Genomic DNA, 24,436 nt, shown 5'->3' with positions numbered 1-24,436 from the left:
TATGTCAGTTGAGGAGAAGTTTATTATTCGACGAACGCGGACGGGACGTATGCCCCACAGAGCGTATCACTTCGGTCTGCTGATCGTCGTATTCGGCGGCTTTCTCCTGCTCGGTCGCGGACTGTTCGCGGCGGATTCCAACGCGTTCGGCACGATCGGCCTCGTTATCATGGCTCTCGGGCTAGCGGCCGGAGTCGCGGGTCTCATCGACGAGTCGGCGTAAGTGGGACCGCCCGCCCACCGAACGCCGGACCTGCCGGTCGGAGTGCGCGGAGAGTGCCCGGAAAAAGACGGAAAGTAAAGCGTGGTTAGTGCTGGGGTTCGCCGACGGGTGCCTGCATGTCGTCGATGCGGAGGATGAGGATGTTGCTCGTGTCGTCCTTGCCGTCGAGCGTGCCGTCGATGACGAGCTTCGAGAGGGGCGTCGGACCGACGCGAATCTTGTCGCCCTCGTGGAACTCGCGGACGGAGCCCTGCACGTGAATCTCGGCGCGGCACAGCTCGGGGTGGTGGACGCTGGAGAGGTCGATTTCGTCGACGTTGACGCCTTCGACTTCCTCGTCGTTGTGGAACAGGGGGACGAACGCGGGCTCGTCCATCTTGTCTACGTCGAGCGCCTCGTAGGCGTTCGCGGTCGGCTTGTAACCGCCCTTCGGGCCGGGGACGCCCTCGACCAGTTGGAGCGCTTTCAGGCTCTGCATCTGGTTTCGGATGGTGCCGGGGTTTCGGTTGACCTCGGTCGCGATATCCTCACCTTTTACGGCGTCTTCGGAGTCCCGATAGAGGTTGATGAGTGCAGTCAAGATAGTTTTCTGACTCGACGTGAGCTCGATTGATGACATGGAGAATGGTTCGCTACATACGTCCTTAAATCCGATGGATGACGCCTCGAATCTGCCGTTCGTCTACTTTGTAACCGTATCACACTCATGAATGTTCATTTCGAACCTCGATTCGGCCTCGATGCTGTCGATAGCACTATACGGCTCACGAGACTTCGGTAGCACATGAACGGGAAACGAGTCCTCGTGACCGGCGGTGCCGGCTTCATCGGTTCGAATCTCGCGAACCACCTCGCCGACGAAAACGAGGTCGTCGCCGTCGACGACCTCTATCTCGGCACGCCCGAGAACCTCGACGACGCCGTGGAGTTCCACGACGCGAGCGTGCTCGACGACGACCTCCCGACCGACGACGTGGACGTGGTGTTCCATCTGGCGGCGCTGTCGTCGTACAAGATGCACGAGGAGAACCCGACGAAGGGCGCGCGCGTCAACGTCGAAGGCTTCGTGAACACGGTCGAGCAGGCGCGAAACGACGGCTGTGGCACCGTCGTCTACGCCTCGACCTCCTCGATTTACGGCTCGCGGACCGAGCCCTCGCCGGAAGAGATGCCGGTCGAGGCGCGCACGGGCTACGAAGCGTCGAAACTCGCCCGGGAGCGCTACGCGGAGTACTTCCACCACCACTACGATATGCGGACGGCCGGGCTCCGGTTTTTCTCGGTGTATCAGGGTTTCGGCGGCGCGGAGGAACACAAAGGCGAGTTCGCCAACACGGTCGCGCAGTTCACCGACAAAATCGCGGCCGGCGAGTCGCCGGAGCTGTTCGGAGACGGCACCCAGACCCGCGATTTCACCCACGTCGACGACATCGTTCGCGGCATCGAACTCGCCGCCGACCACCGGCTACAAGGCATCTACAACCTCGGTACCGGCGAGAGCTACTCGTTCAACGAGATGGTCGACATGATAAACGAGGCGCTCGGCACCGACGTCGAACCCGAATACATCGAAAACCCCCTCGACGTGTACGTCCACGACACGAAAGCCGACTGCACGAAGATTCGTGAGGCGACCGGCTGGGAACCCAAAATCACCTTCGAGGAGGGCGTCCGGCGCGTCTGCGAACCGTATCTCGACGAGTAGCACTTGCGTTCCGCCGGACGACGGCCTCCCGGGAGGCGACAGATAGCATTATCAATAAGGGTGTTTTTCCGATGCCACTAAACGGCCCGAACGAGTGGGTCATCTATGGAACGGAACGTCAGAATTCTGGGTGCACCGACGGACTACGGTGCCAATCGACGCGGGGTGGACATGGGCCCCTCCGCGATTCGATACGCTGGACTCGCGGGGGAACTGGAGTCCGCGGGCGTCTCGCCGACTGACGCCGGCGACCTCGCGGTCCCGCACCACGCGACGCGGGACGCCGACGCCGGGGCGACGAACGCGAAGCACGTCAAGGAAGTCGAAGAGGTGACGCGGAGCCTCGCCGACGCCGTCTCGACCGCGCTCGCCGAGGGGGCGACCCCGCTCGCGCTCGGCGGCGACCACTCCATCGCCATCGGCTCGCTGGTCGGTAGCGCCCGCGACGCCGACATCGGCGTCATCTGGTTCGACGCTCACGGCGACTTCAACACGCCGAGCACCTCGCCGTCCGGCAACGTCCACGGCATGCCGCTGGCCGCCGCGCTCGGCATCGGTGACTTCGCGGGCGTCGAGTGGGCGAACGCCGCCGGCCTCAAAGAGGAGAACGTCGCTATCGTCGGCCTGCGCTCCGTCGACGACGCGGAGGCCGAGGCGATTCGTGACAGCGACGTGACGGTGTACACGATGTCGGATATCGACGAGCGGGGCGTCACCGCGGTGACGAACGACGCCCTCGACGTGGCGACCGACGGCACCGACGGCGTCCACATCAGCCTCGACCTCGACTGGCTCGACCCCCGCGAGGCCCCCGGCGTCGGGACACCCGTCCGCGGCGGCGTGACTTACCGCGAGGCCCACGCGGCGATGGAACTCGTCGCCCGCTCGGAAGCCATGCGCTCGTTCGAACTCGTGGAGGTCAACCCCATCCTCGACGAGCACAACGAGACCGCGACGCTCGCGACCGAACTCGCCGCAAGCGCCTTCGGCAAGCGCATCCTCTGATGTCGACGCCGAGAGAAGCCCCCGCGCCGCACGACCTCGCCGCCGGCGTCGTCGTCCTCCGGGAGAACTCGGTGCTCGCGGTCTACGAGAAGGACCGCTGGGGACTGCCGAAAGGCGGCTCAGAGCCCGGGGAGTTCTTCTTCGAGACCGCCGCCCGCGAGGCCGCAGAGGAGACCGGCGTCGAAGTCGAAATCCAGTCGCTCGCGTTCACGAGCGAGATTCGCGCCCCGGACCGCCGCATCTACCTCCAGCGGTTCTACCACGCGACGCCCGTCGCCGACGACCCCACCCCGTCGCCGAGCGACCCGGACGACGAAATCGAGGCGGCGAAGTTCCTCCCGCTCACCGCGCTCGGGTCGACGCTCACCTACCGGCCGCGGGTCGAACCGCTCCGCGACTGGCTTCGGGACCGCAAGCCGCGACACTACACCTACGACCTGACGCGAGAACCCTCGGACGTCGAGAAATAGCCGACTACGGGGTTCGCCCGGTGGCTGTCCCGATTTTCCGCGCGATTCGAACGACGTACCCGACGGCCGTTCCGAGACCGCCGAGCACGAGTGCAAGCATCGCACCGCCGACGAGCGGATACGCGACCCACAGCGGCGACTCGGTCGCTGCAGTCGGTACGAATAGGTTGCTCGCGAATCCGAGGCACGGCCCAAAGGCGAGCACGACACCCTCGCCGGCGCGCGTGCTGACATTCTCACCTCTGGCGACGTGAGCCGCGACGCCGGCGACGACCAGCACCGCGCCCGCGTCGACGACGAGCGACTGCACGGGCGTCGGTGGGGCGAGGTTCCACGCCCGAAGCGCGGTCAGGCCGCCGAGGACGACGACGAACGCGAGCGCCGAGACGCCGACAATTCTCGACCGCGGTCGCACTCTCATACCGGGACGACCCCTCGGCGGAAGTAAATGTCTTCGGGGAGCGACGGTCGAAGCCGCGGCTCTCCGGTGGGGTCCTGTAAAAAGAAATCCGCCGGCGCGAGGAGCCGACTTACTCGTCGTCCGGGTCGGCTTCCGAGTCGCCTTCCACGTCGTCGAGTTCTTCGTCTTCGGTCGTCATCGCGGCCGGAATCACGTCGACGGAGGCCACGTCGTCGCCGTCGTCGAGGTCCATCACGATGACGCCCATCGTGTTGCGGCCGACCGTCGAGATGTCCTCGACGGGCGTCCGGAGAATCTGGCCCTCGTCGGACATGACGACGAGATGGTCGCCCTCGCCGACGGTGTTGATGGCGCAGACCGGGCCGTTCCGCTCGTTTGCCTTGATGTCGATGAGCCCCTTGCCGTTTCGGGACTGCTTGCGGTAGGCGTCGAGGTCCGTGCGCTTCCCGTAGCCGTTCTCGGTGACTGTGAGAATCCAGCTGTGGTGGTCCTCGTCGATGGCGGCCACGCCGGCGACCACGTCGTCGCCTTCGAGGTTGATGCCGCGGACGCCGCGGGCCGAGCGACCCATCGCGCGCACTTCGTCCTCGTCGAAGCGGATGGACATCCCCCGTTCGGTGCCGATGACGAGGTCGCTTTCGCCGTCGGTGACCTCCACGTCGACGAGTTCGTCGCCCTCGTCGAGTTTGGTGGCGATGATGCCCGTCGAGAGGATGTTCTGGAACCGGTCGGTGCCGGTCCGCTTGATGTAGCCGTTCCGGGTCACCATCGTCAGATACCCCTCGATATCTTCGAGGTCGTCGCAGTTGACGACGGCCGTAATCTCCTCGCCGTCGTCGAAGTCGAGCAGATTGACCGCCGACTTCCCGCGGGCGGTCCGCGACATCTCGGGCACCTGGTAGGCCTTCAGTTGGTAGACCTGTCCGTGGTTGGTGAAACAGAGCAGGTCGTCGTGGGTGTTCGTGACGAACACCGACGAGACGTTGTCGCCTTCCTTGAGGTCCGTCCCGATGATGCCCTTGCCGCCGCGGTGCTGGGCGCGGAACCGGGAGACCGGCATCCGCTTGATGTAGTCGTCCTCGCTGACGACGACGACCACGTCCTCCTCGGGGATGAGGTCGGCGCGGGTGACTTCGCCGGTGTTGGCGACGAAGGAGGTCCGCCGGTCGTCGGCGTACTCGTCTTTGATGTCGAGCAGTTCGGACTCGATGACGGCGTCGAGTTCCGACTGGTCACCGAGGATGGTTTCGAGGCGCTCGATGGTCGCCTGCACGTCCTCGTACTCGGCTTCGATTTCGGCCGCCTCCATCGAGGTGAGCGAGCCGAGCTGCATCGAGACGATGTGGTTCGCTTGGTCTTCGGAGAAGTCGAACGCCGGCAGCGGTTCGCCGTTGACTTCGACCGTGACCTCGCCGCGGAGCGCGGCCTTCGCGTCGTCGCGGCTCTCGGAGTTGCGGATAGTCTCGACCACGTCGTCGATGTGGTCGAGGGCCTTCAGGCGGCCGTCGAGGATGTGCGCGCGGTCTTCGGCCTCGGCGAGTTCGTACTCGGAGCGCCGGCGGACCACGTCGCGGCGGTGGTCGAGGTAGTGTTCGAGCGTCTCCTTGAGCGTCAGCACCTGCGGCTGGCCGTCGACGAGCGCGAGGTTGATGACGCCGAACGTGGATTCGAGGTGGTTGTCGAGCAGCTGGTTCTTGACGACCTCGGCCATCGCGCCGCGCTTGAGTTCGATGACGACGCGGATGCCGTCGCGGTCGGACTCGTCGCGGATGTCGCGGATGCCCTCGATTTTGCCCTCGTTCACGTCGTCGGCGATGCGCTCGATGAGGCGGGCCTTGTTCTCCTGGTACGGGAGTTCGTTGATGACGATGCGGCCTTCCTCTTCGAACACGTCGTAGTCGGCGCGGACGCGGACGCGACCGCGACCCGTCTTGTACGCCTTGTGGACCGCGTTGCGGCCGACGATGTTCGCGCCGGTCGGGAAGTCCGGCCCCTTGATGTGTTCCATCAGGTCCGCGACGGTCGCGTCGGGGTTCTCGATGAGTTCGACGGTAGCGTCCACGACCTCACCGAGGTTGTGCGGCGGGATGTTCGTGGACATCCCGACCGCGATGCCGGACGACCCGTTGACCAGTAGGTTCGGGAACGACGACGGCAGCACCGTCGGCTCCTGCTTGCGGTCGTCGTAGTTCGACTGGAAGTCGACGGTGTCCTTGTCGATGTCGTCGAGGAGTTCCTCGGCGATGGAGGACATCCGCGCCTCCGTGTAGCGCATCGCGGCCGGCGGGTCGCCGTCGACGGAGCCGAAGTTACCCTGGCCGTCGACGAGCGGGTAGCGCATGGAGAAGTCCTGCGCCATGCGCGCGAGGGTGTCGTAGATGGCGGAGTCGCCGTGGGGGTGGTAGTCACCCATCGTCTCGCCCACGATGGACGAGGACTTGCGGTGCGACGAGTTGGAAGTCACGCCGGCCTGATGCATCGCATACAGGATGCGCCGGTGGACCGGCTTCAGGCCGTCGCGTACGTCGGGCAGGGCCCGCCCCGCGATGACCGACATCGCGTAGTCGATGTACGACTGCTCCATCTCGTCTTCGATGCGCGCGTTCTTGACTTCGGCCGCGATACCCGCGCCCGGTTCGAAAGAATCTGGTGCGTCAGAACTCATATTAAATGTCTACCCATTCGGCGTCGTTCGCGTGGTCCTTGATGAACTGCTTTCGCGGCCCGACGGCGTCACCCATCAGGATGTTGAACATCCGGTCGGCGGCGGCGGCGTCCTCGACGGTGATGCGCTTGAGGACGCGGTTTTCGGGGTTCATCGTCGTGTCCCACAACTGGTCGGGGTTCATCTCGCCGAGTCCCTTGAACCGCTGGACCTGCGTGGGGTTGCCGTTGCACTCTTCTTCGATGATGCGGTCCCGCTCGGCCTCGTCCATCGCGTCGTAGGTGTTGCCGCGGTAGCGGACGCGGTACAGCGGCGGTTGGGCCGCGTACACGTAGCCGGCCTCGATGAGCGGGCGCATATGCCGGTACAGAAGCGTAAGCAGCAGCGTCCGGATGTGCGCGCCGTCGACGTCGGCGTCGGTCATCAGGATGAGCCGCTGGTAGCGCGCCTTCTCGATGTCGAACTCGTCGCCGACGCCGCCGCCGATAGCGGTGATGAGCGCCCGTATCTCGTCGTTTTCGAGGATGCGGTCGAGGCGGTGTTTTTCGACGTTCAGAATCTTCCCCTTGAGGGGTAAAATCGCCTGGAACTTGCGGTCGCGGCCCTGCTTGGCCGAGCCGCCCGCGGAGTCGCCCTCCACGATGAACAGTTCGGACTCCGAGGGGTCGCGGCTCTGACAGTCCGCGAGCTTCCCCGGGAGCGAGGTGGATTCGAGCGCGGATTTGCGGCGGGTGAGCTCCTCGGCCTGCTTCGCGGCCTTGCGGGCGCGGGCGGCCTCGACGGCCTTCGAGATGATGGCCGTCGCGGTGTCCGGGTTCTCCTCGAAGAACGTCCCGAGCTGTTGGTGGGTGACGCTCTCGACGATGCCGCGGACCTCGGAATTCCCGAGCTTGGTCTTCGTCTGGCCCTCGAACTGCGGGTCGGGGTGCTTGATTGAGATGACTGCGGTGAGCCCCTCGCGGACGTCCTCGCCGCGGAGGTTGTCGCCGTCGAGGTCGTCGAGCATGTCGTGGCTGTTCGCGTAGTCGTTGACGACGCGGGTGAGCGCCGTCTTGAACCCGGTCAGATGCGTGCCGCCCTCGCGGGTGTTGATGTTGTTGGCGAAGGCGTGAATCGACCCCTGGAGCTCGTCGGTCGCCTGCATAGCGATTTCGACCTCGATGCCCTCCGACTCGTCGTCGTAGTAGATGACGTTGTCGTGGAGCGCCGTCTTGGTCTCGTTGAGGTACTCGACGAACTCGCGGATGCCGCCCTCGAAGAGGAACGTGCTGGACTCGTCGGTCCGCTCGTCGGTGAGCGAAATCTCGACCCCGGAGTTGAGGAACGCGAGTTCTCGCAGGCGGTTTTCGAGCGTCTTGAAGTCGAACTCGGTCGTCTCGAAGATACCGTCGTCCGGCCAAAAGCGGATGGTCGTCCCGGTGTCTTCGCCGGGTTCGAGGTCGCGTACGCGCTCGAACTCCTCGACCTGCGGCTCTCCGAGTTCGAAGCGGTGTGTCCACACCGCGCCGTCGCGTTTGACCTCGACTTCGAGTTCGCTCGACAGCGCGTTGACGACGGAGACGCCGACGCCGTGGAGGCCGCCGGAGACCTGGTAGGACTTGTTGTCGAACTTCCCGCCGGCGTGGAGGACGGTCATGATGACCTCCAGCGCGGGTCGGTCGTACTGTTCGTGCGTATCTACCGGAATCCCGCGGCCGTTGTCGGTGACGCTGACAGAGCCGTCCTCGTGGAGGGCGACCTCGATGGCGTCGCAGTGGCCCGCTAGCGCCTCGTCGATGGAGTTGTCGACGACTTCGTAGACGAGGTGGTGGAGTCCGCGAGAATCGGTGGACCCGATGTACATCGCCGGACGTTTTCGAACGGCTTCGAGCCCTTCGAGGACCTGAATCTGTCCGGCCCCGTACTCGTTATCCTGAGACATCTGAACAGGCCTAGGATAGCCCGTCCCTTAAAGGCTCGCACGCGCGGGCGCGTACTACTTACTGGAGTCCCGCGTAGCGGTTTCCGCGTCCGGGGATCTCGCCCTGTTAACCCGCGTTTCGTGAGAGACTCTGTGTAACATAATTCGTCGTTCCGGCGCGAACGGCCCTCGAAGCGCGTCAACCTCCCGTGTTCACTTTCACTCCGTTGCCGGTGAGTACTTAACGCGGGACTGGGTAGATGCGCATCAGGAAATGACCTCGTTCCAGTCGACACTCGGTGACGAGCCGGGGATCGCAGAGGAGCTGGCGAAGGGCCAGCGGGAGATCTCCATCGCCGAGTTCTTCGAGAAGAACAAGCACATGTTGGGCTTCGACAGCGGAGCCCGCGGGTTGGTCACCGCCGTCAAGGAGGCGGTGGACAACGCGCTCGACGCCACGGAGGAGGCGGGCATCCAGCCCGACATCTACGTGGAGATAGCCGAGGCGGGCGACTACTACCGCCTCGTTATCGAGGACAACGGGCCGGGCATCACGAAAGAGCAGGTGCCCAAAGTGTTCGGGAAGCTCCTCTACGGCTCTCGCTTCCACGCGCGCGAACAGTCCCGCGGGCAGCAGGGTATCGGTATCTCCGCGGCGGTCCTCTACTCGCAGCTGACGAGCGGCAAGCCCGCCAAGGTGACGAGCCGGACGCAGGGCTCGGAGGACGCCGAGTACTTCGAACTCGTCATCAACACGGACCAGAACGAACCCGAGATTCGCACCGAGAAGACGACCTCGTGGGACCGCCCCCACGGCACGCGCATCGAGTTGGAGATGGAAGCCAACATGCGCGCCCGCCAGCAGCTCCACGACTACATCCTCCACACGGCGGTCGTCAACCCCCACGCCCGCATCGAACTCCGGGAACCCGGCCTCGACGAGCCGATGAAGTTCGAGCGGGCGACCGACCAGCTTCCGAAGCAGACGAAGGAGATTCGCCCGCACCCCCACGGCGTCGAACTCGGGACGCTCCTGAAGATGCTTTCTGCGACCGAGTCGTACTCCGTGTCCGGCTTCCTCCAAGAGGAGTTCACCCGCGTCGGCGCGAAGACCTCCGACAAGGTTCACGACGCTTTCCGCGACCGGCACTTCGGCCGCGAGATGACGTGGCGGACGCCCGACGCGTCCGAGGCCGACGACCTCGTCGCCGTCGTCGAGGACGCCGTCGCCAACAAGGGTAAGGAGGCGACCGCGGCGTTCGCGGACGAACTGGTCGATATCGTCGTCGGCAAGGACCGCATCGCCCACGGCGAACTCGTCACCATCGTCGAAAACGCCGCCGAGACGGTCGGCGAGGACACCGACACCTCGTTCGGTGAGACGGTCCGCGAGAACGTCGTCGAGGCGCTGTGGCCCGCCCTCACCGACGACCGCGAGGGCGACGCGTACGCCATCGTCGACGACGTGACGACCACGCAGAAAGACGACGCCGGCAAGCTGTCGATGGCGCGCTCCATCGCCACGCAGTTCGCCGAGACGACCGGCCCGGCCGACCGCGCCACCCGCGACGACGTGGCGGAGTTCGTCGCGTGGGCCGCCGAGCGAACCAAAGAACGCGAGGACGAGACCTACGGCGAGACGGCACAGGAGAACATCGCAGACGCCGTCTGGTCGCGGATGCGAACCGTCTCCGACGAGGTGCCGAAGGTCCGCGAGGTCGCCGACGACCGCGACGTGGCCCGCGACCTGCTCGACGCGATGCGCGAGACGGACATCCTCGCGCCGCCGACGGACTGTCTGTCTCCCATCTCGGCGGAACTCGTCGAAGCCGGCCTGAAAAAGGAGTTCGACGCCGACTTCTACGCCGCGGCGACCCGCGACGCCGAGGTCCACGGCGGCGACCCCTTTATCGTCGAAGCCGGCATCGCCTACGGCGGCGAACTGAAGTCCGAGGGGAAAATCGACCTGCTCCGCTTCGCCAACCGCGTCCCGCTCGTCTACCAGCAGGGCGCGTGTACCATCACCCACGTCGTCAAGGACATCGGCTGGCGGAACTACGGCCTCGACCAGCCGGGCGGCAGCGGCATGCCGAACGGCCCCGCGGTTCTGATGGTCCACGTCGCCTCCACGAACGTCCCCTTCACGAGCGAGTCGAAGGACGCGCTCGCGGACGTGCCGGCGATTCAAGACGAGGTCGAACTCGCCATCCGCGAGGCGGCCCGCGACCTCAAATCCTACCTGTCGAAGCGGCGGTCGCTCCAGAAGCGCCGCGAGAAACAGGACGTGCTCGGCCGCATCCTCCCGCAGATGGCGACGAAGCTCTCGGAGGTCACCGGGCGACCGGAGCCCAACATCGACGGCGCGCTCGGCCGCATCATGAACAACCTCACCGTCGAGCGGACCGTCGACGACGGCGAAGTGACGCTCACGGTGACGAACCACTCCAACACGAACGAGTCGCCGGACATCACGGACATCGTCTCGGCGGAGCCGGGCGGTCTCGACGGCGAGGCGACGGTCGTCGACCTCGACGGGGAGTGGTTCGTCAAGTGGAACCCCGAGGTGTCGTCCGGTGAGACGGCGACGCTCACGTACTCGGTCGCACAGGACGCGTCGTTCGACATCAACGTCGACGGCGTCGAGACGGAGAAACTCACGGTGAACGTATAATGGCATCCGACCAGCAGACATCCGAGAAACGCGCCCGCGAGCGTCTCATCGACCTCGCGGCGGAGTTCTACGACCAGTTCGACGCGGGGGAGATTCCGCACATGACGCTCCCGACGCGGACGAAAAGCAACATCGAGTACGACGAGGACGCCAACGTCTGGGTGTACGGCGACCGGACCTCGAAGCGCTCTGCGAACAGCGTTCGGGGGGCGCGAAAGCTCCTGAAGGCCGCCTACACCATCGAGTTCCTCGCGCGCCAACTCGACGAGGACCGCTCGTCAACCCTGCGTGAGCTGTACTACATCTCCGAGTCGTGGGACAACGAGGAGGCGCACTTCTCCGACCAGGACGAGTCCAACAAGCTCATCGAGGACTTGGAAATCGTCAGCGAAGTCAAGCGCGAGGACTTCCACATGCGCCCGGAGGAGTCCGGCGCGAAGCTCATGGGCCCCCTCAAAATCCGCGAGCAGACGAACCGCGGCGACCGCGAGATTCACTGCCAGTTGGACGTGGGACAGGGCGGCTACCAGATTCCGAACAACCCCGACACCATCGAGTTCCTCGAACACGACATCGACTTCGTCATGTGCGTCGAGACCGGCGGGATGCGCGACCGACTCGTCGAAAACGGCTTCGACGACGACTACAACGCGCTCGTCGTCCACCTCGGCGGCCAGCCGGCGCGCGCCACCCGGCGCATCACGAAGCGCCTGCACGACGAACTCGACCTGCCGGTCGTGGTCTTCACCGACGGCGACCCGTGGTCCTACCGCATCTTCGGCTCGGTCGCCTACGGCTCTATCAAATCCGCGCACCTCTCGGAGTACCTCGCCACACCCGACGCGAAGTTCGTCGGCATCCAGCCGCAGGACATCGTTGACTACGACCTCCCGACTGACCCGCTCGCGGACTCCGACATCAACGCGCTCCAGTCCGAACTGGAGGACCCGCGGTTCATGGGCGACTACTGGACCGAGCAGATAGAGCTCCAACTCGACATCGGCAAGAAGGCAGAACAGCAGGCGCTTGCCTCCCGCGGCCTCGACTTCGTGACCGACGAGTACCTGCCGACGCGCCTCGACGAGATGGGTATCATCTAACCCCGCTCACTCCCGGTCGCCGTTTTTCTGCCGCTCCGCTCCGGACCGATCGAACAGCGCCACGATAGTGAACCCGCCGTAGAAGCCGAGGGTGTGAATCGCCAGCTCGGTCGCGAACTCCGCGATGGTTTGGATGGGTTTGATGTGAAGCAACAGCGCGTCGGTCGTCAGGACGATGAGCGTGGCGGCGAGACAGATGAAGAGCCGACGAACACTGAAAAGCGGGCTCGACCGGAGGGCGTCGCGCATGGCGGTTCGACGGTCGCCCGCTGTATGAGCCTGTTGCCGCGCGGAGGGTTCGGGTTCGGTGGCGTCGCGGCTCGCGGTTCGCGCTTACGGATACAGCCCGTCGCCGCGGAATCCGTCGAAATAGCGTCTGACCACGCCGTTCATCGTTCGCGGCTCGCTCGTGGCGAGGTTGTGGCCCGCCCCGGAGAACAGCGCGAGCGTTGCGTCCGCGACGCCGTCTTTGAGTTCTCGAATCCGCGGTTCGGGGAACAGTCGGTCTGCCTTCCCGGCGGCGACGAGCGTCGGCGCGTCGATGTCACCGAGTATCTCTCGGGAGTCGTGTTCGAGACAGGCCGTACAGGAGACGACCGCGTCGGCGGGGACGGCGGGCCGGAAGTCGACGACCCGGCCGGCCGCCTCGATGAGCGCCGGGGCGACCGTCGCTTCGAGGCCGGTCGCGGACTCCCGCTCCGTGTCCGCGACGACCTCGGCCCACCGGCTCTTGCCCGCCAGCGAGCGCCAGCGCGTCACGACGTTCTCGCCGTGGCCGCCGAGTCGCGTTCCGGCGGCGACGACCGCCAGCGAGTCCACGTAGTCGCCGTAGTCGGCAGCGAGATACTGGGCGACGAGGCCGCCCATCGAGACGCCGATAACGTCCGCCGGCCAGAGGTCCTGTTCGTCGATGACGCCCGCGTAGCCCGCGGCCATATCGCGCGTGGTCGACCCGACCGGGAGGTGTCGCGGGCGGCCGACCACCCACACGTCGCGGTCGTCGAACTCGCGGAACAGGCCGGCGAGCGCCGCCGCGGTTCCGCGGTTCGGGTCGATGCGCTGGAAGGCGTCGGAGAGGCCGGGAAGCACCACGAGCGGGTCGGCGTCGGCGTCACCGAAGCGGTAGTAGGGCCGCCGGCCGCCGAGCATGCCGTAGTCGAGGTCCATACGCGAACCGACGGCCCGGCGCGGCAAAATCGTTCGGTCCATTCGCCAGTCCGTCTGGTCGTCCGTTTGTCTGCCCGGCTGTCCGTCCCGCCGTCGCCGCCTCAGACCTGGTCGGGGTCGTCGAGGACGACCGGGATGCCGCGGTTCGCCACGTCCACGACGAAGGCGTCCGGGTCGGTTTCGAGAAGCGGAATCGTGTCGTAGTGAATCGGGAGCACGAGGTCGGGGTCGAGCGTCTCCGCGAGGTCGGCGGCCTCGCGGCGGTCCATCACGACCGAACCGCCGATGTTGGCGAGAAACAGCGACACTTCGAGATGCTTGTGGCCTTCGAGCACGTCGGAGTCGCCGGGCCAGAAGACGGTTCGGTCGGCAATCGAGATGTGGAAGCCGCAGCCGAACCCCTGCGGGTGAACCACGTCGCCGTCGCGGAGGTGCGGGCCGTCGGGGTCGTTGAACGCCGGGAGCGACCACACGTCGACCTCACCGACGGTGAGGTGGGCCTCCTCGTCCACGCGGACCGTCTCGTAGGGGAGGTCCTCGACCGGCACCACGTCGCGGTCGATAGTCGCCGCGTCGACCCCCTCGAACGCGACGACGGTCGCGTCGGCGTCTGCGACCTGCTCGATGGCGTCCGAGTCGTAGTGGTGGTTGTGCGTGACCAAAATCAGATCGCCGTCGCGGGCGTAGTAGTCGTCGAGGACACCGTAGCGCCCGGGGTCGAAGTAGACGACGAAGCCGTCGGGCGACTCGATTCTGACGGTCGCGTAGCCGAGCCACGACACGTCGAGGCCGTCGTGTTTGATGGTCATACGCGATACCTCGAACCGCGGGGTCAAAAGCGCGGCTCTCGGGGCGAGTCGGCCGGGACGGGCGAGTGGCGGGTAGCGGGTGGCGGATTCGCGGAGTCCCGCTCAGACGAGCGTGTCGCGCAGGACGCCGAACACGACGAGGCTCCACAGGAACACGCCGGCCCCGTAGCACAGGAGGGCGAGTCGGAGCGAGGTGTCCGTCTCGACGGGCGACCACAGCCCCGCGTTCGAGACGACCCGATTCGTCCCGCCCTTCTCGCCCGCGTGTTCGACGTTGCTGGGGCCCATCTGACTCACGGCCCCGCCGCCGAGCACGACGAGCAGCACGCCGACCCCCGTTAACGCGAGCATATACATCCCCGAGTGCGTGGCTAGATACACCGCTCCGACCGTGAGAAGACCGAGGAGGCCCGTATAGAGGAGAAACGGCTTCAGGAGGGCGTCAAGATTCATGGGGAACCACCGTCCAAAGCTGTCTGGACACGAACAATAAAGCTCTTCGGGCGCGAATCGCCTCGAACGCCGCCTACTGCGCCTCGGCCAGTCGCTCGACGCGGTCCAGCGAGTCGGCCGTCTCGGCGGTCTTGTCCTCGCGGACGGTGACGAACCGCGGGAACCGAAGCGCGTAGCCCGAGGAGTACGTCGGCGACGCCTGAATCTCCTCGTAGCCGACTTCGAAGACGACCGAGGGGCGGATGTCCACTTCCTTGCCGGACTCCCGCTCGATTTCGGGTTCGAGTAGGTCGGTCAACTCGGCCAACTCCTCGTCGGTGATGCCCGTGGCGACCTTGCCGATGGTCTCGAAGGCGTCGTCCCCGGACTCGGCTTCGACGCGGGCCGAAAGCAGGAACGTCCCGAGGAACTCCGCGCGGCGACCCTCGCCCCACTCCGCGCCGGTGACGACGAGGTCCAGCGTCTCCACGTCGGGCTTGCGCTTCAGCCAGTTCTTCCCGCGGTCGCCCGGCGAGTACGGCGCGTCGGGGTTCTTCAGCATGATACCCTCGTGGCCGGCGTCGAGGGCGTCGGCCTCGTAGGCGGCGATTTCGTCGGGGTCGTCCGAGAGGAGCAGGTCCGAGACGGCCGGTGAATCGTCACCGAGGAGCGCGGTCAGTCGGTCGTGGCGGGCGGCAAGCGGGTCGGCCAGGAGGTCGTCGCCGGCGGCGTGCAGGCAGTCGAACGCCCGGAGTTCGACCCGGACCTCCTCGCGCATCCATCCCACGTCGTGTTTTCGGCGGAAGCGACGGAGAATCTCCTGAAACGGCAGGGGCTCGCCGCCGTCGTCCATCGCCACGACCTCGCCGTCGAGGATGACGGGGTCGTCGACCGCGCCGGCGACGAACTCGACCACCTCGGGGAGCGCGTCGGTCACGTCCTCCATGTTGCGCGAAAACAGCGACACCTCGCCGTCGGCGTCGCGGTGGACCTGCACGCGCGCGCCGTCGAACTTGGTCTCGACCGCGGCGGTTCCCCACTCGTCGAGCGCGTCGGCGGCGGTGCCGGCCTGTGCCAGCATCGCTTGCACGGGGCGGCCCACTTCGAGGCGAACCCCGTCGAGCCCGGCTTCGCCCTCGTCGCGGGCGAGTCCGGCGACCATGCCGTAGTCGTTCGACACCTGCAAGGCGCGGGCGACGGCGGCGATGGCCTCGTTTCTGCGCTCGCGGGCGGCGGCTTCGGTCTCCGCGTCGGCGTCGTCGTCGCGGATGGCGGCGGCGTCCGCGGGGGCGACCAGGAACGCCTCCGCGACGGCGTCGCGGACGGTTCCCTCGCCGACGCCGATGCGCATCTCGGAGAGGACGAGCCGCGCGAGGAAGCGCGCCTCGTCGGGGTCGGTCCGGTTGAACAGGCCGTAGAGCGTCTTGAGCTTCGTCTCCTCGCTGCCGGAGCCGGAGGCGGCCGCGAGGGCGCGGAGCTCCGAATCGACTTCGGCGACGGTCAGGCCGTCCTGTTCGCCCGAGCCGAAGGCGGCGAGGCCGCGCTGGCCGCCGAAGTCGTAGCTCGCGGCGACCGCGCCGATTTCGCCGCGGTCGGCGAGGCGGTCCTCCACGTCGTCGGCCGAGACGTTCGGGCCGGCGGCGCGGGCGATGGCCTCGTGGCAGAGCCGCGGGCCGATGTCGAGCGTGGTCGAGTCCCACGCCGGGAAGACGCGACCTTGGACGAACCGGGCGACCGTCGGGAGGTCGTCGCCGGCGTCGGAAAAGAGGTCTGAGAGGAGCGAGACGACCGCGAGGTCCGCTGGCTCGGCTTCTATCTCGGCGGCGCGGGCGGCGAACTCGGCGAACTGCATCGTCCGTGGGTATCGCCGCGCGGGGCAAAAGCGTCTCGACAGTCGTCGGGAATGTGATTCGCTGTCGAACGTCCGGAGTGCCGGGAACTTGAAGGCATTTGACGCCAGAACGCCGGGTATGAGCGACGACCTCGCAGAGCGCGTCGAAGACGTGCTCGCGGTCGACGCGGCCGAGTTCGAAGCGCAAGCGAAAGCCGACGCCGAGGTGCTCAAGCGCGAACTGCGCGAGGGGACCTTCGACAACCACCAGTCAATCGTCGGCTTGGAGTACGAGTTCTACGCCGTCTCCGACGGTCGTTGGTCCGCGAGCGAAGACGACGTGCACGCGCTCATGCGGGTCCCGCGCCGCCTGCTCGGCCTCATGGGCTTCGAGAAGGAACTCGGACTCCACAACGCCGAGATGACCACGAGCCCCCAGCCGCTGAACCCCCACGGACTCCGCGCGCAGGAGTCCGAGGTCCGCGCCCGACTCGACGCCGCGCTCGATTGCGCCGCCGCCGAGGGGATGCGCCTCGTCTCCGACGGGATGTGGAGCATCCCGCCGGCCGGCGAGAGCGCCCGCGAGTATCTGACCGACTCCGTCACCGACGGGGGCGTCCGCCTCGCGACGAACATGAGCAACTCCGTGCGCTACCACGCGATGGCGAACGGGCCGACCGCCCCGGCGTCGTTCACGCTCGACGCGCCGCACGTCTCGCTAAAAGCGGACACCGTGATGCCCGAGGCGCTCATCACGTCCATCCAGCCGCACTATCAGGTCCCGCACGCCGACGACCTGCCGTACCACTTCAACTACGCGCTGCGGGTCGCCGGACCGCTGCTCGCGCTCGGCGTTAACTCCCCATTTTTCCCCGCAGACCTCTACGACGAGGACGCGACGGCCGACGAAATTCTCGACGACGGGTGGGACGAAAACCGCATCGCGGTGTTCGAGTCGGTGCTCAACTCCGGCGACCACGAGAAGGTCGCCTTCCCCGGCGACCTCGACACCGTCGAAGACGCCGTCGACCGCGTCGTCGAGGACTCCACGATGGTTCCGATGTCGGTCGAGCGCGGCGACCGCTTCGACGACGACTTCGCCACGCTCCGCCGCAAACACGGCACCTACTGGCGGTGGGTCCGCCCGGTGTTCGACGGCGCGTCCCGGTCGTCGGCCAACGCCCGCATCGAGTTCCGACCCATCGCGGGCCAGCCGACCGTCCGCGATTCGGTGGCGTTCCAGGCGGCCTTCGCCGGACTCATGGAGCGGCTCCCCCGACTCGACCACCCCGTCATCGGCCTCGACTGGGAGACCGCCGAAGAGAACTTCTACACCGCGATGCGCGAGGGGCCGCACGGCGACCTACGGTGGATAGATGTCGACGGCGACGACGTGACCGGCGCGGCGCTCTACGAGGACCTGCTCGTCCACGCTCGCGACGGGCTTCGGCTCGCGGGCTGTTCCGAGGAGGAGGCCAACTACTACCTCGAACCCCTGCGCAAGCGCGTCGAGACGGGCGTCACGCCGGCGGACTGGAAGCGCGCCCGCGTCCGCGACGCCCTCAACGACGGCGGCGACTTCGGGCCGGCGCTCCGCGAGATGCAACGCGAGTACGTCGAACGGCAGTCCGAATCGCTGCTCGAAGGCGCGTTCTCGGACTGGTTCTGACGACGCTCGCGGCCGTTCTCGCCGGCCGCCGACGCTCTCACGTTTTGTCGGAGAAATAACTATTACTGCGTCCCGCGAAGACCGCGTATGGTCTCCCGCCGGACGAGAGCGGTCTTCGAATTCGGTATCGCAGTTCTCACCGCGCTCTGGATGGTGTCGATGCGCCGTCTGCTCCGCTCCAGCGACGACGAGTCCCACGAGCCGACGCCGCTGTCGCCGGGCGGTATCGCCGTCGGCGGAGCGTGGGGAATCGGACAGGTGTGGGCGTACGACCGCGATTGCTGGAAGGTTCGGTCGAATCGGCGTCGCGGGCTGGTCGTCAGCCTCGTCGGTATCGCGGTCGAGCGCCGACTGCTTCCCCGCACCGAGTCGTTCACGTACAGCCTCGGCTTCGGACGGGTCCTCGGCGTGGTCGTCTACCGGGCGTGGTACGGGCTCTTGCGGCCGCTTCCGGGCGGCAACTGAGCGAGGGGTACGACGTGGGGATTTCGTCGCGGGCTCCGTTACGGCGGTTTCGTCGCGGGGCTCCCACCGCGGGAGTCCGGCCAGTCCCGCCGGTCACGAATCGCGAAAACGGAGAGAAACCGCCGACTGCGGGCGACTTATTCGAGGCCTTCGAAGTCTTGGTGGCGCTGGATGTCGACGCCGTCCTCGGTGACGACGGCGATGTTGATGCCGTTACCCGAGGCGAGGTCGCGCTCGACCGCCGAGCGGATGGCTTTCGTGGCGACTCCCTTCGCCTCCTCGATGCTGAGGCCGTCTTCGAACTCCTGTTCGAGCACACCGAGGGCGTACTGGCTGCCGGAGCCGGTGACGGTGTACTCCTCTTCGAGGATGGAGCCGGCGGGGTCGATGCTGTAAATGTGCGGGCCGGTCTCGTCGACGCCGCCGAGGATGGGCTGGACGACGTAGAACCCGCCCGAGCGGAGGAAGTTGCCGACGAGCGTCGACAGCGCCTGCATGCTCATGTCCTCGCCGCGGCGGGCCTCGTACAGGCGGACCTCGGCGCGGAGAGAGCTGATGAGCGACTGGGCGGCCGAGACGGAGCCGGCGATGGTCAGCGCGCCCGTCGGGTGAATCTCTTCGACCTTCTGGACGTCCTTCGAGGAGACCATGTAGCCCATGCTCGCGCGCATGTCGGTCGCGAGGACGACGCCCTCTTCGGTCTTGATACCGACGGTGGTCGTTCCGGTCTTCGTCTCTTTGTCACCGAGTTCGTCGGCGCGGCGGTCGGCGTTCGAGAACTCGCCGAGCTCGGGGCCGAACACGTTCGAGCGGTCGCCGTTCAGCGAGTCGAGACGGCCGGAGAACTCGTCGTGAGTCGGGGTACGCATTGTCAGCGATTGCACTTCGGCGCTGATAAATGCAACCCTTCACCTCTCCGTTGCCGGTGCCAAAGCGTCAGACGCGCGTCGGCGGCGGCCGCGCGAGGCGGTCGCTCGCGGTGAGCGGCGTCGGAAGGAGGGGGTTGCGCGAGTCGGGTTAGCGAGCCGCAGCGCGTTCGTAGGCGGTTCCGGTCGTCTCCACGAGCCGGCGAATCGGCAGGGTCACGCCCATCCGACGGGCGGCGAGCGCGACGGGGAGCAGCGCGATGCCCATCGCGACCGATAGCTGGTAGGCGGCGAACAGGACGTACTTCGTTAAGCGGGGTATCATCACCGTGTCCTCAGTCGAGGCTCGGGGGGTGCCGGTATATAAATCTTCTCTCAGCCGCCCGCCCTCTACCCCGACGCTGTCTGCCGATTAAAGCGCACTTGTCTCTACTCCAACTAGACCGACTATTCGGCGTGGGTCGCGCGTGACCCGCGGAGTACTTTTCTATAAGTTATAGCGATAATCACCGTGGCATGCGCGGGTCGTGCGCGCCCCGGTCGGGCGGCGGGAGTGTCGCGAATTCGGACGCGTCGCGGTCGGTGCGCGCGTCGGGCGTGTGAATCCCACGCGCCCCGACACTCGAACCACAAGACACGAAACCCCACCGGCGCGTAACGTGTGTATGAGCAACTATCTCGTCGCGATGGAGGCGGCCTGGTTGGTCCGGGACGTAGAAGACATCGACGACGCCATCGGCGTCGCGGTCAGCGAGGCCGGAAAGCGACTCAACCAGAAGGACAAGGAGTACGTCGAGGTCGAAGTCGGCGCGACGCCCTGTCCCGCCTGTGGCGAACCGTTCGACTCCGCGTTCATCGCGGCCAACACCGCGCTCGTCGGCCTGCTCCTCGAAATCAAGATTTTCAACGCGGACGGCGAGAAGCACGCCTCTCGCATCGCGAAAAGCGAGGTCGGCGGCGCGCTCCGCGACGTTCCCCTCGACGTCATCGACATCCGCGAGTTCGACTCCGACGAAGAGCAGTAACGCCGCGACTCCCGACTCCGGTGAGCGACCGGAACACTTTTTCATAACTGGAGGTTATCACTCCGGCATGGAACTCCCCACGCCGCAGGACCTCAGGGAACGGCGGAACTCCCTGGAGTTGACGCAGAGCAAACTCGCCGACATGGCCGGTGTCTCCCAGCCGCTCATCGCTCGCATCGAGGGCGGCGACGTCGACCCGCGCCTCTCGACGCTCCGGCGCATCGTCGAGGCGCTGGACGAGGCCGAGGGTCGCATCGTGCGCGCGGAAGACATCATGAACACGACCGTCCGGAGCGTCGCCCCCGACAACTCCGTCCGCGAGGCGCGCGACATCATGCTCGACGCCGGCTTTTCCCAACTTCCGGTCATCGAGAACGGCCGCCCGCTCGGCATCATCTCGAACGCCGACATCCGCCACGTCCAGGAGGACGACGTCACCGACCGCCCCGTCAACGAGGTCATGTCCGAGGGCGTCACGACCGTCGAACCCGAGACGACGCTGGACGAAATCGGCGTCTACCTCGACCACAACTCGGCCATCATCGTCGTCGAGAGCGGCGAGACGGTCGGTATCATCACCGAGGCCGACATCGCGGCCCACATCTGAGGCGGCCCCGAACCGACGGTCGGTCCCCGACAGCCCGCCACTGCGGACTCACCGCCGCCGGACGACGAGCGGCGTTTCTCCCTTCGGCTGGGTCGTCATTTCGGGCGTGATTTCCAGTTCTCCGTCGCCGTCCCAGTCGAGGTCGAAGTCCCGGAGGACGGTTGCGAGCACGATTTTCGCCTCCGTGAGCGCGAACGCCCGCCCGAGACAGCTCCGCGGGCCGGCCCCGAAGGGGAGATAGGCGTAGGCGGGCCGGTCGGTCTCGTCGTCCCATCGCTCGGGCCGGAACGCGAGGGGGTCGTCGTACCACCGCTCGTCGCGGTGGATGCGGATGATAGAGAGGTGGATGTCCGTGCCCGCCGGGATGACCCGGTCGCCGGTCGGAAACGGTTTCGCCGTCTCTCGCGGGAGCGTGTGGACCGGTGGATAGAGCCGAATCGTCTCCTTGATGACGCGTTCGAGCACCGGAAGCTCCCGGGTCGCCTCGGCGGTCACGGGGCCGTCGCCCACGACGCGGTCGACCTCTGCGGCGGCGCGCTCGCGGGTCTCGGGGTGCGTCGCGAGCAGGTACAGCGCGTAGGTGAGCGCGAGCGCGGTCGTCTCGTGGCCGGCGAAAATCATGCCCACGAGCTGGTTCTCCAGCGACTCGACGGTCGCCGGGTAGTCGGCGTCGGTCCCGAGCGCGTCGGCGAGCCGGCGCGTGAGGCTCTCGTCGTCGGCGGTTTCGACCAGCTTCCGAACCTCCTCGCGGAGGACGCGGTCGGCGCGGTCGAACCGGCGTCGACTCGGCGTCGGCACCCACGAGGGCAACACCCACGACGCGGGCGCGAAGCGGCCGTTGAGACCGTCTGCGGCCGCCCGAATCCGCTCGTCGCCGTCGCGGTCGAGTTCCCGGCCGAGGATGGTGGCGAAGATGATGTCCAAGGTGACCGCTTTCATCTCGGATTCGAGCGACAGCGTTCCCGCGTCGGGCCACGTCCGCAGGCGGCGCTCGACCTGTCGGCGCATCACGGACGCGTAGTCGTCGACCCGGTCCCAGCGGAAGAAGGGGTCTAGCTCGTCGCGCTGTCGCCGCCACTCGTCGCCTTCGGCGGCGATGACGGCGTCGCCGAAGGCGGCCTCGAACTCGCCGCCCTTGACGATTGAGTCGCGGTCGGTTACGAACGCCCGCTCGAAGTGGTCGGGGTGGGCGAGGACGTACAACTCGTCCATCCCCACTACGTCGAGTCCGACCGCGTCCTCGACGCCGTGGTCCGCGAGGAGGTCAGCGACGAAGCCGAACGGGTCGGCCGCGAAGCCGACGGTGTGGCCCACGAGCGGGAGGCCGCTCGGAGTCGGTGGCGGTGAAGTCACACCACCACTATGGCGAACGTCGGTAAAATACTGCTTCTCACCGAATAGTTCGATTCGGCGCTCGGTCCGGCCTCAGAGGTCGAGGCCGCGAATCGAGACGCCCTCGCCCGCTTCGACGCGCCCGATGACGCGGCCGTCGGTCGCCTCGACGAGCGCCTCGGCGTTCTCCTCGGGGACGGCCGCGACGAAGCCGGTGCCCATGTTGAACGTCGTGTGCATCTCCTCGTCGGAGACGCCGCCGCGTTCTTGGACGAACTCGAACACCGGCTGGGGGTCGAACGCGTCGTCGACGACGTAGCGGAACTCGCCCATGCGTTCGAGGTTGGTCCACCCGCCGCCGGTGACGTGGGCCGCGGCGTTGGTTCCGGCGGCGCGCAGGTCGTCGAGCAGGTAGGTGTAGAGCCGCGTCGGTTCGAGGAGCGCCTCGCCGACGGTGTCGTAGTCGTCGCCGTCCCACGCGTCGTCGTAGTCGCCGTCGGCCGTCGCGGCCTTGCGGGCGAGCGTGAGGCCGTTCGAGTGGATGCCCGACGACGGGAAGCCGACGAGCGCGTCGCCTTCCTCGGCCTCGCCGGGGAAGATGGCGTCTTTCTTCGCCAGTCCCGCGCAGGTGCCCGCGAGGTCGAGACCGTTGATGACCTCGGGCATGACGGCGGTTTCGCCGCCGACGAGTTCGATGTCGGCCTCCTCTGCGCCCGCGGCGAGGCCCCGTCCGACCTGCTCGGCGAACGTCTCGTCGGGGGCGTCGACCGCGAGGTAGTCCACGAACGCGACGGGCCGAACGCCGGCCGCGACGAGGTCGTTGGCGTTCATGGCGATGCAGTCGATGCCGACCGTCGAGTAGTCGTCGAGCGCCTCGGCGACGAGCAGTTTGGTGCCGACGCCGTCGGTGGCGAGTCCGAGGTAGCGGTCGCCGATGTCGAGCAGGCCGGCGTAGTCGCCCGACCCGCCGCCGACCTGTGCGACGAGCGCGGCGGTCGCGGCCTCGCTCGCTTCGATGTCGACGCCCGCGTCGGCGTAGGTCATCCCGTCGGAGTCGTCGTTCGTCATGTTCGTGTACGAGATAGGCCGAAATATAAAATCACAGGGTACGAATCATACACGTTCTCGCATAGATGAGCGTTCGCCGGCGACCCGGCCGACGACGGATAGACGATGGGCCGGCGTCGCTCCCTTCGGTTACCCACTTCCTGCCGAGCGTGCGCGCTCCGAGACACCCCCGCTACGACCCTCCTAATCGCCGGGTTCCGAGCCAATATTGTTGAATAATCAACAGCTATTGCAATATTTGCGAAAAAGCACGAAACGAGCGAATGAATATTCTCGAGCGATTTGAGACGTTTATAAAACGTTACGAAAAGAGAATGTCTTCCGTAACTCGTCCCTGAACGGTCGAAAAAGGTCCCGAATTCACGGTAACGCTCGGCCCCTTATATTATGGTCCCTGTCGTATGCAGAAGTGACGATGTCCGGAATCCCCTCCACGAACGACTCGATCGCGCTCGACTTCGCATCGACCGTCGGTCGCCTCGCGTACGCCCCCCTCGAAACCGTCGCCTTTTGGTCGGCAGTCGCGTTGCCCCTCGCGTACCTGCCCGTCCTCAGCGGCGGCCTTTCGACCGGCGAACTCCCCCTCTTCGCCGGCCTCATCGCCCTCCACGCCGTCGCGCTCGTCCTCGGGCGCGACCACGGCCAGCAGTAACCGCGGTCCTCGACGCGGACGACCAACCCGGATTCGTCTCGGTTCCCTGCCGACGCAGGCCCCTCTCACGGCGCGCGTCTGCCCCTGCCCGACCGCGAACCGCCCGCAAACCAGCCCACCTGCCCGACTCCGACCCGAACACCGACCTCAGCCCATCTCAGCCCACCCCAACTCACCCCTGCCAACCTCAGCCAACCTCTGCCCACATCCGACACAGCCCAATCCAACCCCGCGTCCCGAACTGCACTCCACGGCCGCGAGCGTCCCCGAATCTCGACCTCGACGGCAACCAGTCCCCGCTTGCACTCGTGCGGCCCCCTTCTCCCTCATTCACCCCTGAGTGCTCCGTGTAT

Annotated in this window: 24 protein-coding genes; 11 read left to right on the top strand and 13 right to left on the bottom strand. The window is 66.7% G+C overall.

Features of this window, described 5'->3' with window-relative positions:
• Positions 1-49: 49 nt before the first annotated feature.
• Entirely contained in the window at positions 50-223 is a 174-nt protein-coding gene (locus ACSR87_RS00490; protein WP_498529125.1) for a hypothetical protein, read from the top strand.
• An 85-nt stretch (positions 224-308) separates the two neighbouring features.
• Here ACSR87_RS00490 and ACSR87_RS00485 read toward each other — a convergent pair whose 3' ends face one another.
• Entirely contained in the window at positions 309-842 is a 534-nt protein-coding gene (locus ACSR87_RS00485; protein ID WP_004063234.1) for an Rrf2 family transcriptional regulator, read from the bottom strand.
• Positions 843-1,007: 165 nt separating this feature from the next.
• On the opposite strand from ACSR87_RS00485, the gene ACSR87_RS00480 reads away from it, so the two are divergent.
• The 3 genes from ACSR87_RS00480 (at position 1,008) to ACSR87_RS00470 (ending at position 3,403) form a co-directional block, all read left to right on the top strand.
• Entirely contained in the window at positions 1,008-1,928 is a 921-nt protein-coding gene (locus tag ACSR87_RS00480; protein WP_498529124.1) for an NAD-dependent epimerase/dehydratase family protein, read from the top strand.
• 105 nt (positions 1,929-2,033) lie between these two features.
• Positions 2,034-2,933 carry an arginase gene (rocF, locus tag ACSR87_RS00475; protein WP_498529123.1) on the top strand — a complete coding sequence of 300 codons (900 nt, stop codon included), beginning with the start codon at positions 2,034-2,036 and terminating at the stop codon, positions 2,931-2,933.
• Complete coding sequence (locus tag ACSR87_RS00470; protein ID WP_498529122.1) at positions 2,933-3,403, top strand: NUDIX domain-containing protein; 471 nt, start codon at positions 2,933-2,935, stop codon at positions 3,401-3,403. The genes rocF and ACSR87_RS00470 overlap by 1 nt, the downstream gene beginning before the upstream one ends.
• Positions 3,404-3,407: 4 nt before the next feature.
• On the opposite strand, the gene ACSR87_RS00465 is transcribed toward ACSR87_RS00470, so the two are convergent.
• The 3 genes from ACSR87_RS00465 to gyrB form a co-directional block, all read right to left on the bottom strand.
• A complete protein-coding gene (locus tag ACSR87_RS00465) occupies positions 3,408-3,824 on the bottom strand; it encodes a hypothetical protein (protein WP_498529121.1) in 417 nt (138 codons plus the stop codon).
• A 109-nt stretch (positions 3,825-3,933) separates the two neighbouring features.
• On the bottom strand, positions 3,934-6,489 hold the full coding sequence (gene gyrA / locus ACSR87_RS00460; protein WP_498529120.1) for a DNA gyrase subunit A: 2,556 nt from the start codon (positions 6,487-6,489) through the stop codon (positions 3,934-3,936).
• 1 nt (position 6,490) lies between these two features.
• Entirely contained in the window at positions 6,491-8,410 is a 1,920-nt protein-coding gene (gene gyrB / locus ACSR87_RS00455) for a DNA topoisomerase (ATP-hydrolyzing) subunit B (protein WP_498529119.1), read from the bottom strand.
• A 253-nt stretch (positions 8,411-8,663) separates the two neighbouring features.
• Between gyrB and ACSR87_RS00450 the strand changes: the two genes are divergently transcribed.
• Together ACSR87_RS00450 and ACSR87_RS00445 are read left to right on the top strand one after the other, a co-directional pair.
• Positions 8,664-11,060 (top strand): DNA topoisomerase VI subunit B, encoded by a 2,397-nt coding sequence (locus tag ACSR87_RS00450; RefSeq protein WP_498529118.1) that lies wholly within the window; start codon positions 8,664-8,666, stop codon positions 11,058-11,060.
• Entirely contained in the window at positions 11,060-12,160 is a 1,101-nt protein-coding gene (locus tag ACSR87_RS00445; protein ID WP_008574357.1) for a DNA topoisomerase IV subunit A, read from the top strand. Before ACSR87_RS00450 ends, ACSR87_RS00445 begins: the two co-directional genes overlap by 1 nt.
• Positions 12,161-12,166: 6 nt before the next feature.
• Here the strand turns inward: ACSR87_RS00445 and ACSR87_RS00440 are convergent, their stop codons facing one another.
• From ACSR87_RS00440 to ligA, 5 genes are all read right to left on the bottom strand, one after another.
• Positions 12,167-12,409: a hypothetical protein gene (locus ACSR87_RS00440; RefSeq protein ID WP_498529117.1), complete on the bottom strand. Its 243-nt coding sequence runs from the start codon at positions 12,407-12,409 to the stop codon at positions 12,167-12,169.
• A gap of 84 nt (positions 12,410-12,493) precedes the next feature.
• Positions 12,494-13,327, bottom strand: coding sequence for an alpha/beta fold hydrolase (locus ACSR87_RS00435; RefSeq protein WP_498529116.1), 834 nt, complete (start codon positions 13,325-13,327; stop codon positions 12,494-12,496).
• A gap of 101 nt (positions 13,328-13,428) precedes the next feature.
• Positions 13,429-14,136, bottom strand: coding sequence for an MBL fold metallo-hydrolase (locus ACSR87_RS00430; RefSeq protein ID WP_004063244.1), 708 nt, complete (start codon positions 14,134-14,136; stop codon positions 13,429-13,431).
• Positions 14,137-14,238: 102 nt separating this feature from the next.
• Positions 14,239-14,589: a DUF8070 family membrane protein gene (locus ACSR87_RS00425; protein WP_498529115.1), complete on the bottom strand. Its 351-nt coding sequence runs from the start codon at positions 14,587-14,589 to the stop codon at positions 14,239-14,241.
• Positions 14,590-14,662: 73 nt separating this feature from the next.
• Positions 14,663-16,420, bottom strand: a complete 1,758-nt coding sequence (gene ligA, locus ACSR87_RS00420; protein ID WP_498529114.1) for an ATP-dependent DNA ligase LigA — start codon at positions 16,418-16,420, stop codon at positions 14,663-14,665.
• Between the two features lie 118 nt (positions 16,421-16,538).
• On the opposite strand from ligA, the gene ACSR87_RS00415 reads away from it, so the two are divergent.
• Together ACSR87_RS00415 and ACSR87_RS00410 are read left to right on the top strand one after the other, a co-directional pair.
• Positions 16,539-18,068: a glutamate-cysteine ligase family protein gene (locus tag ACSR87_RS00415; protein WP_498529113.1), complete on the top strand. Its 1,530-nt coding sequence runs from the start codon at positions 16,539-16,541 to the stop codon at positions 18,066-18,068.
• Between the two features lie 87 nt (positions 18,069-18,155).
• Positions 18,156-18,533, top strand: coding sequence for a DUF8097 family protein (locus tag ACSR87_RS00410; RefSeq protein WP_498529112.1), 378 nt, complete (start codon positions 18,156-18,158; stop codon positions 18,531-18,533).
• A gap of 137 nt (positions 18,534-18,670) precedes the next feature.
• Here the strand turns inward: ACSR87_RS00410 and psmB are convergent, their stop codons facing one another.
• Complete coding sequence (gene psmB, locus ACSR87_RS00405) at positions 18,671-19,402, bottom strand: proteasome endopeptidase complex subunit beta (protein WP_008574332.1); 732 nt, start codon at positions 19,400-19,402, stop codon at positions 18,671-18,673.
• 148 nt (positions 19,403-19,550) lie between these two features.
• The gene (locus ACSR87_RS00400) at positions 19,551-19,724 is read right to left on the bottom strand and encodes a hypothetical protein (protein ID WP_004063248.1); all 174 of its coding nucleotides are present in this window, start codon (positions 19,722-19,724) and stop codon (positions 19,551-19,553) included.
• A 340-nt stretch (positions 19,725-20,064) separates the two neighbouring features.
• Here ACSR87_RS00400 and ACSR87_RS00395 point away from each other — a divergent pair, with 340 nt between their 5' ends.
• Together ACSR87_RS00395 and ACSR87_RS00390 are read left to right on the top strand one after the other, a co-directional pair.
• Complete coding sequence (locus tag ACSR87_RS00395; RefSeq protein ID WP_004041438.1) at positions 20,065-20,424, top strand: DUF555 domain-containing protein; 360 nt, start codon at positions 20,065-20,067, stop codon at positions 20,422-20,424.
• Positions 20,425-20,491: 67 nt separating this feature from the next.
• Positions 20,492-21,031 carry a CBS domain-containing protein gene (locus ACSR87_RS00390; protein ID WP_004041437.1) on the top strand — a complete coding sequence of 180 codons (540 nt, stop codon included), beginning with the start codon at positions 20,492-20,494 and terminating at the stop codon, positions 21,029-21,031.
• A 48-nt stretch (positions 21,032-21,079) separates the two neighbouring features.
• Here the strand turns inward: ACSR87_RS00390 and ACSR87_RS00385 are convergent, their stop codons facing one another.
• On the bottom strand, positions 21,080-22,384 hold the full coding sequence (locus ACSR87_RS00385; protein WP_498529111.1) for a cytochrome P450: 1,305 nt from the start codon (positions 22,382-22,384) through the stop codon (positions 21,080-21,082).
• A 72-nt stretch (positions 22,385-22,456) separates the two neighbouring features.
• Positions 22,457-23,431 carry a phosphoribosylformylglycinamidine cyclo-ligase gene (gene purM, locus ACSR87_RS00380; protein ID WP_498529110.1) on the bottom strand — a complete coding sequence of 325 codons (975 nt, stop codon included), beginning with the start codon at positions 23,429-23,431 and terminating at the stop codon, positions 22,457-22,459.
• Positions 23,432-23,846: 415 nt separating this feature from the next.
• Here purM and ACSR87_RS00375 point away from each other — a divergent pair, with 415 nt between their 5' ends.
• Complete coding sequence (locus ACSR87_RS00375) at positions 23,847-24,083, top strand: DUF8028 family protein (protein ID WP_004063251.1); 237 nt, start codon at positions 23,847-23,849, stop codon at positions 24,081-24,083.
• Positions 24,084-24,436: the final 353 nt, after the last annotated feature.

Source organism: Haloferax sp. SDI50 (genome assembly GCF_059802635.1).
This window is presented reverse-complemented; position numbering and strand designations above follow the sequence as displayed.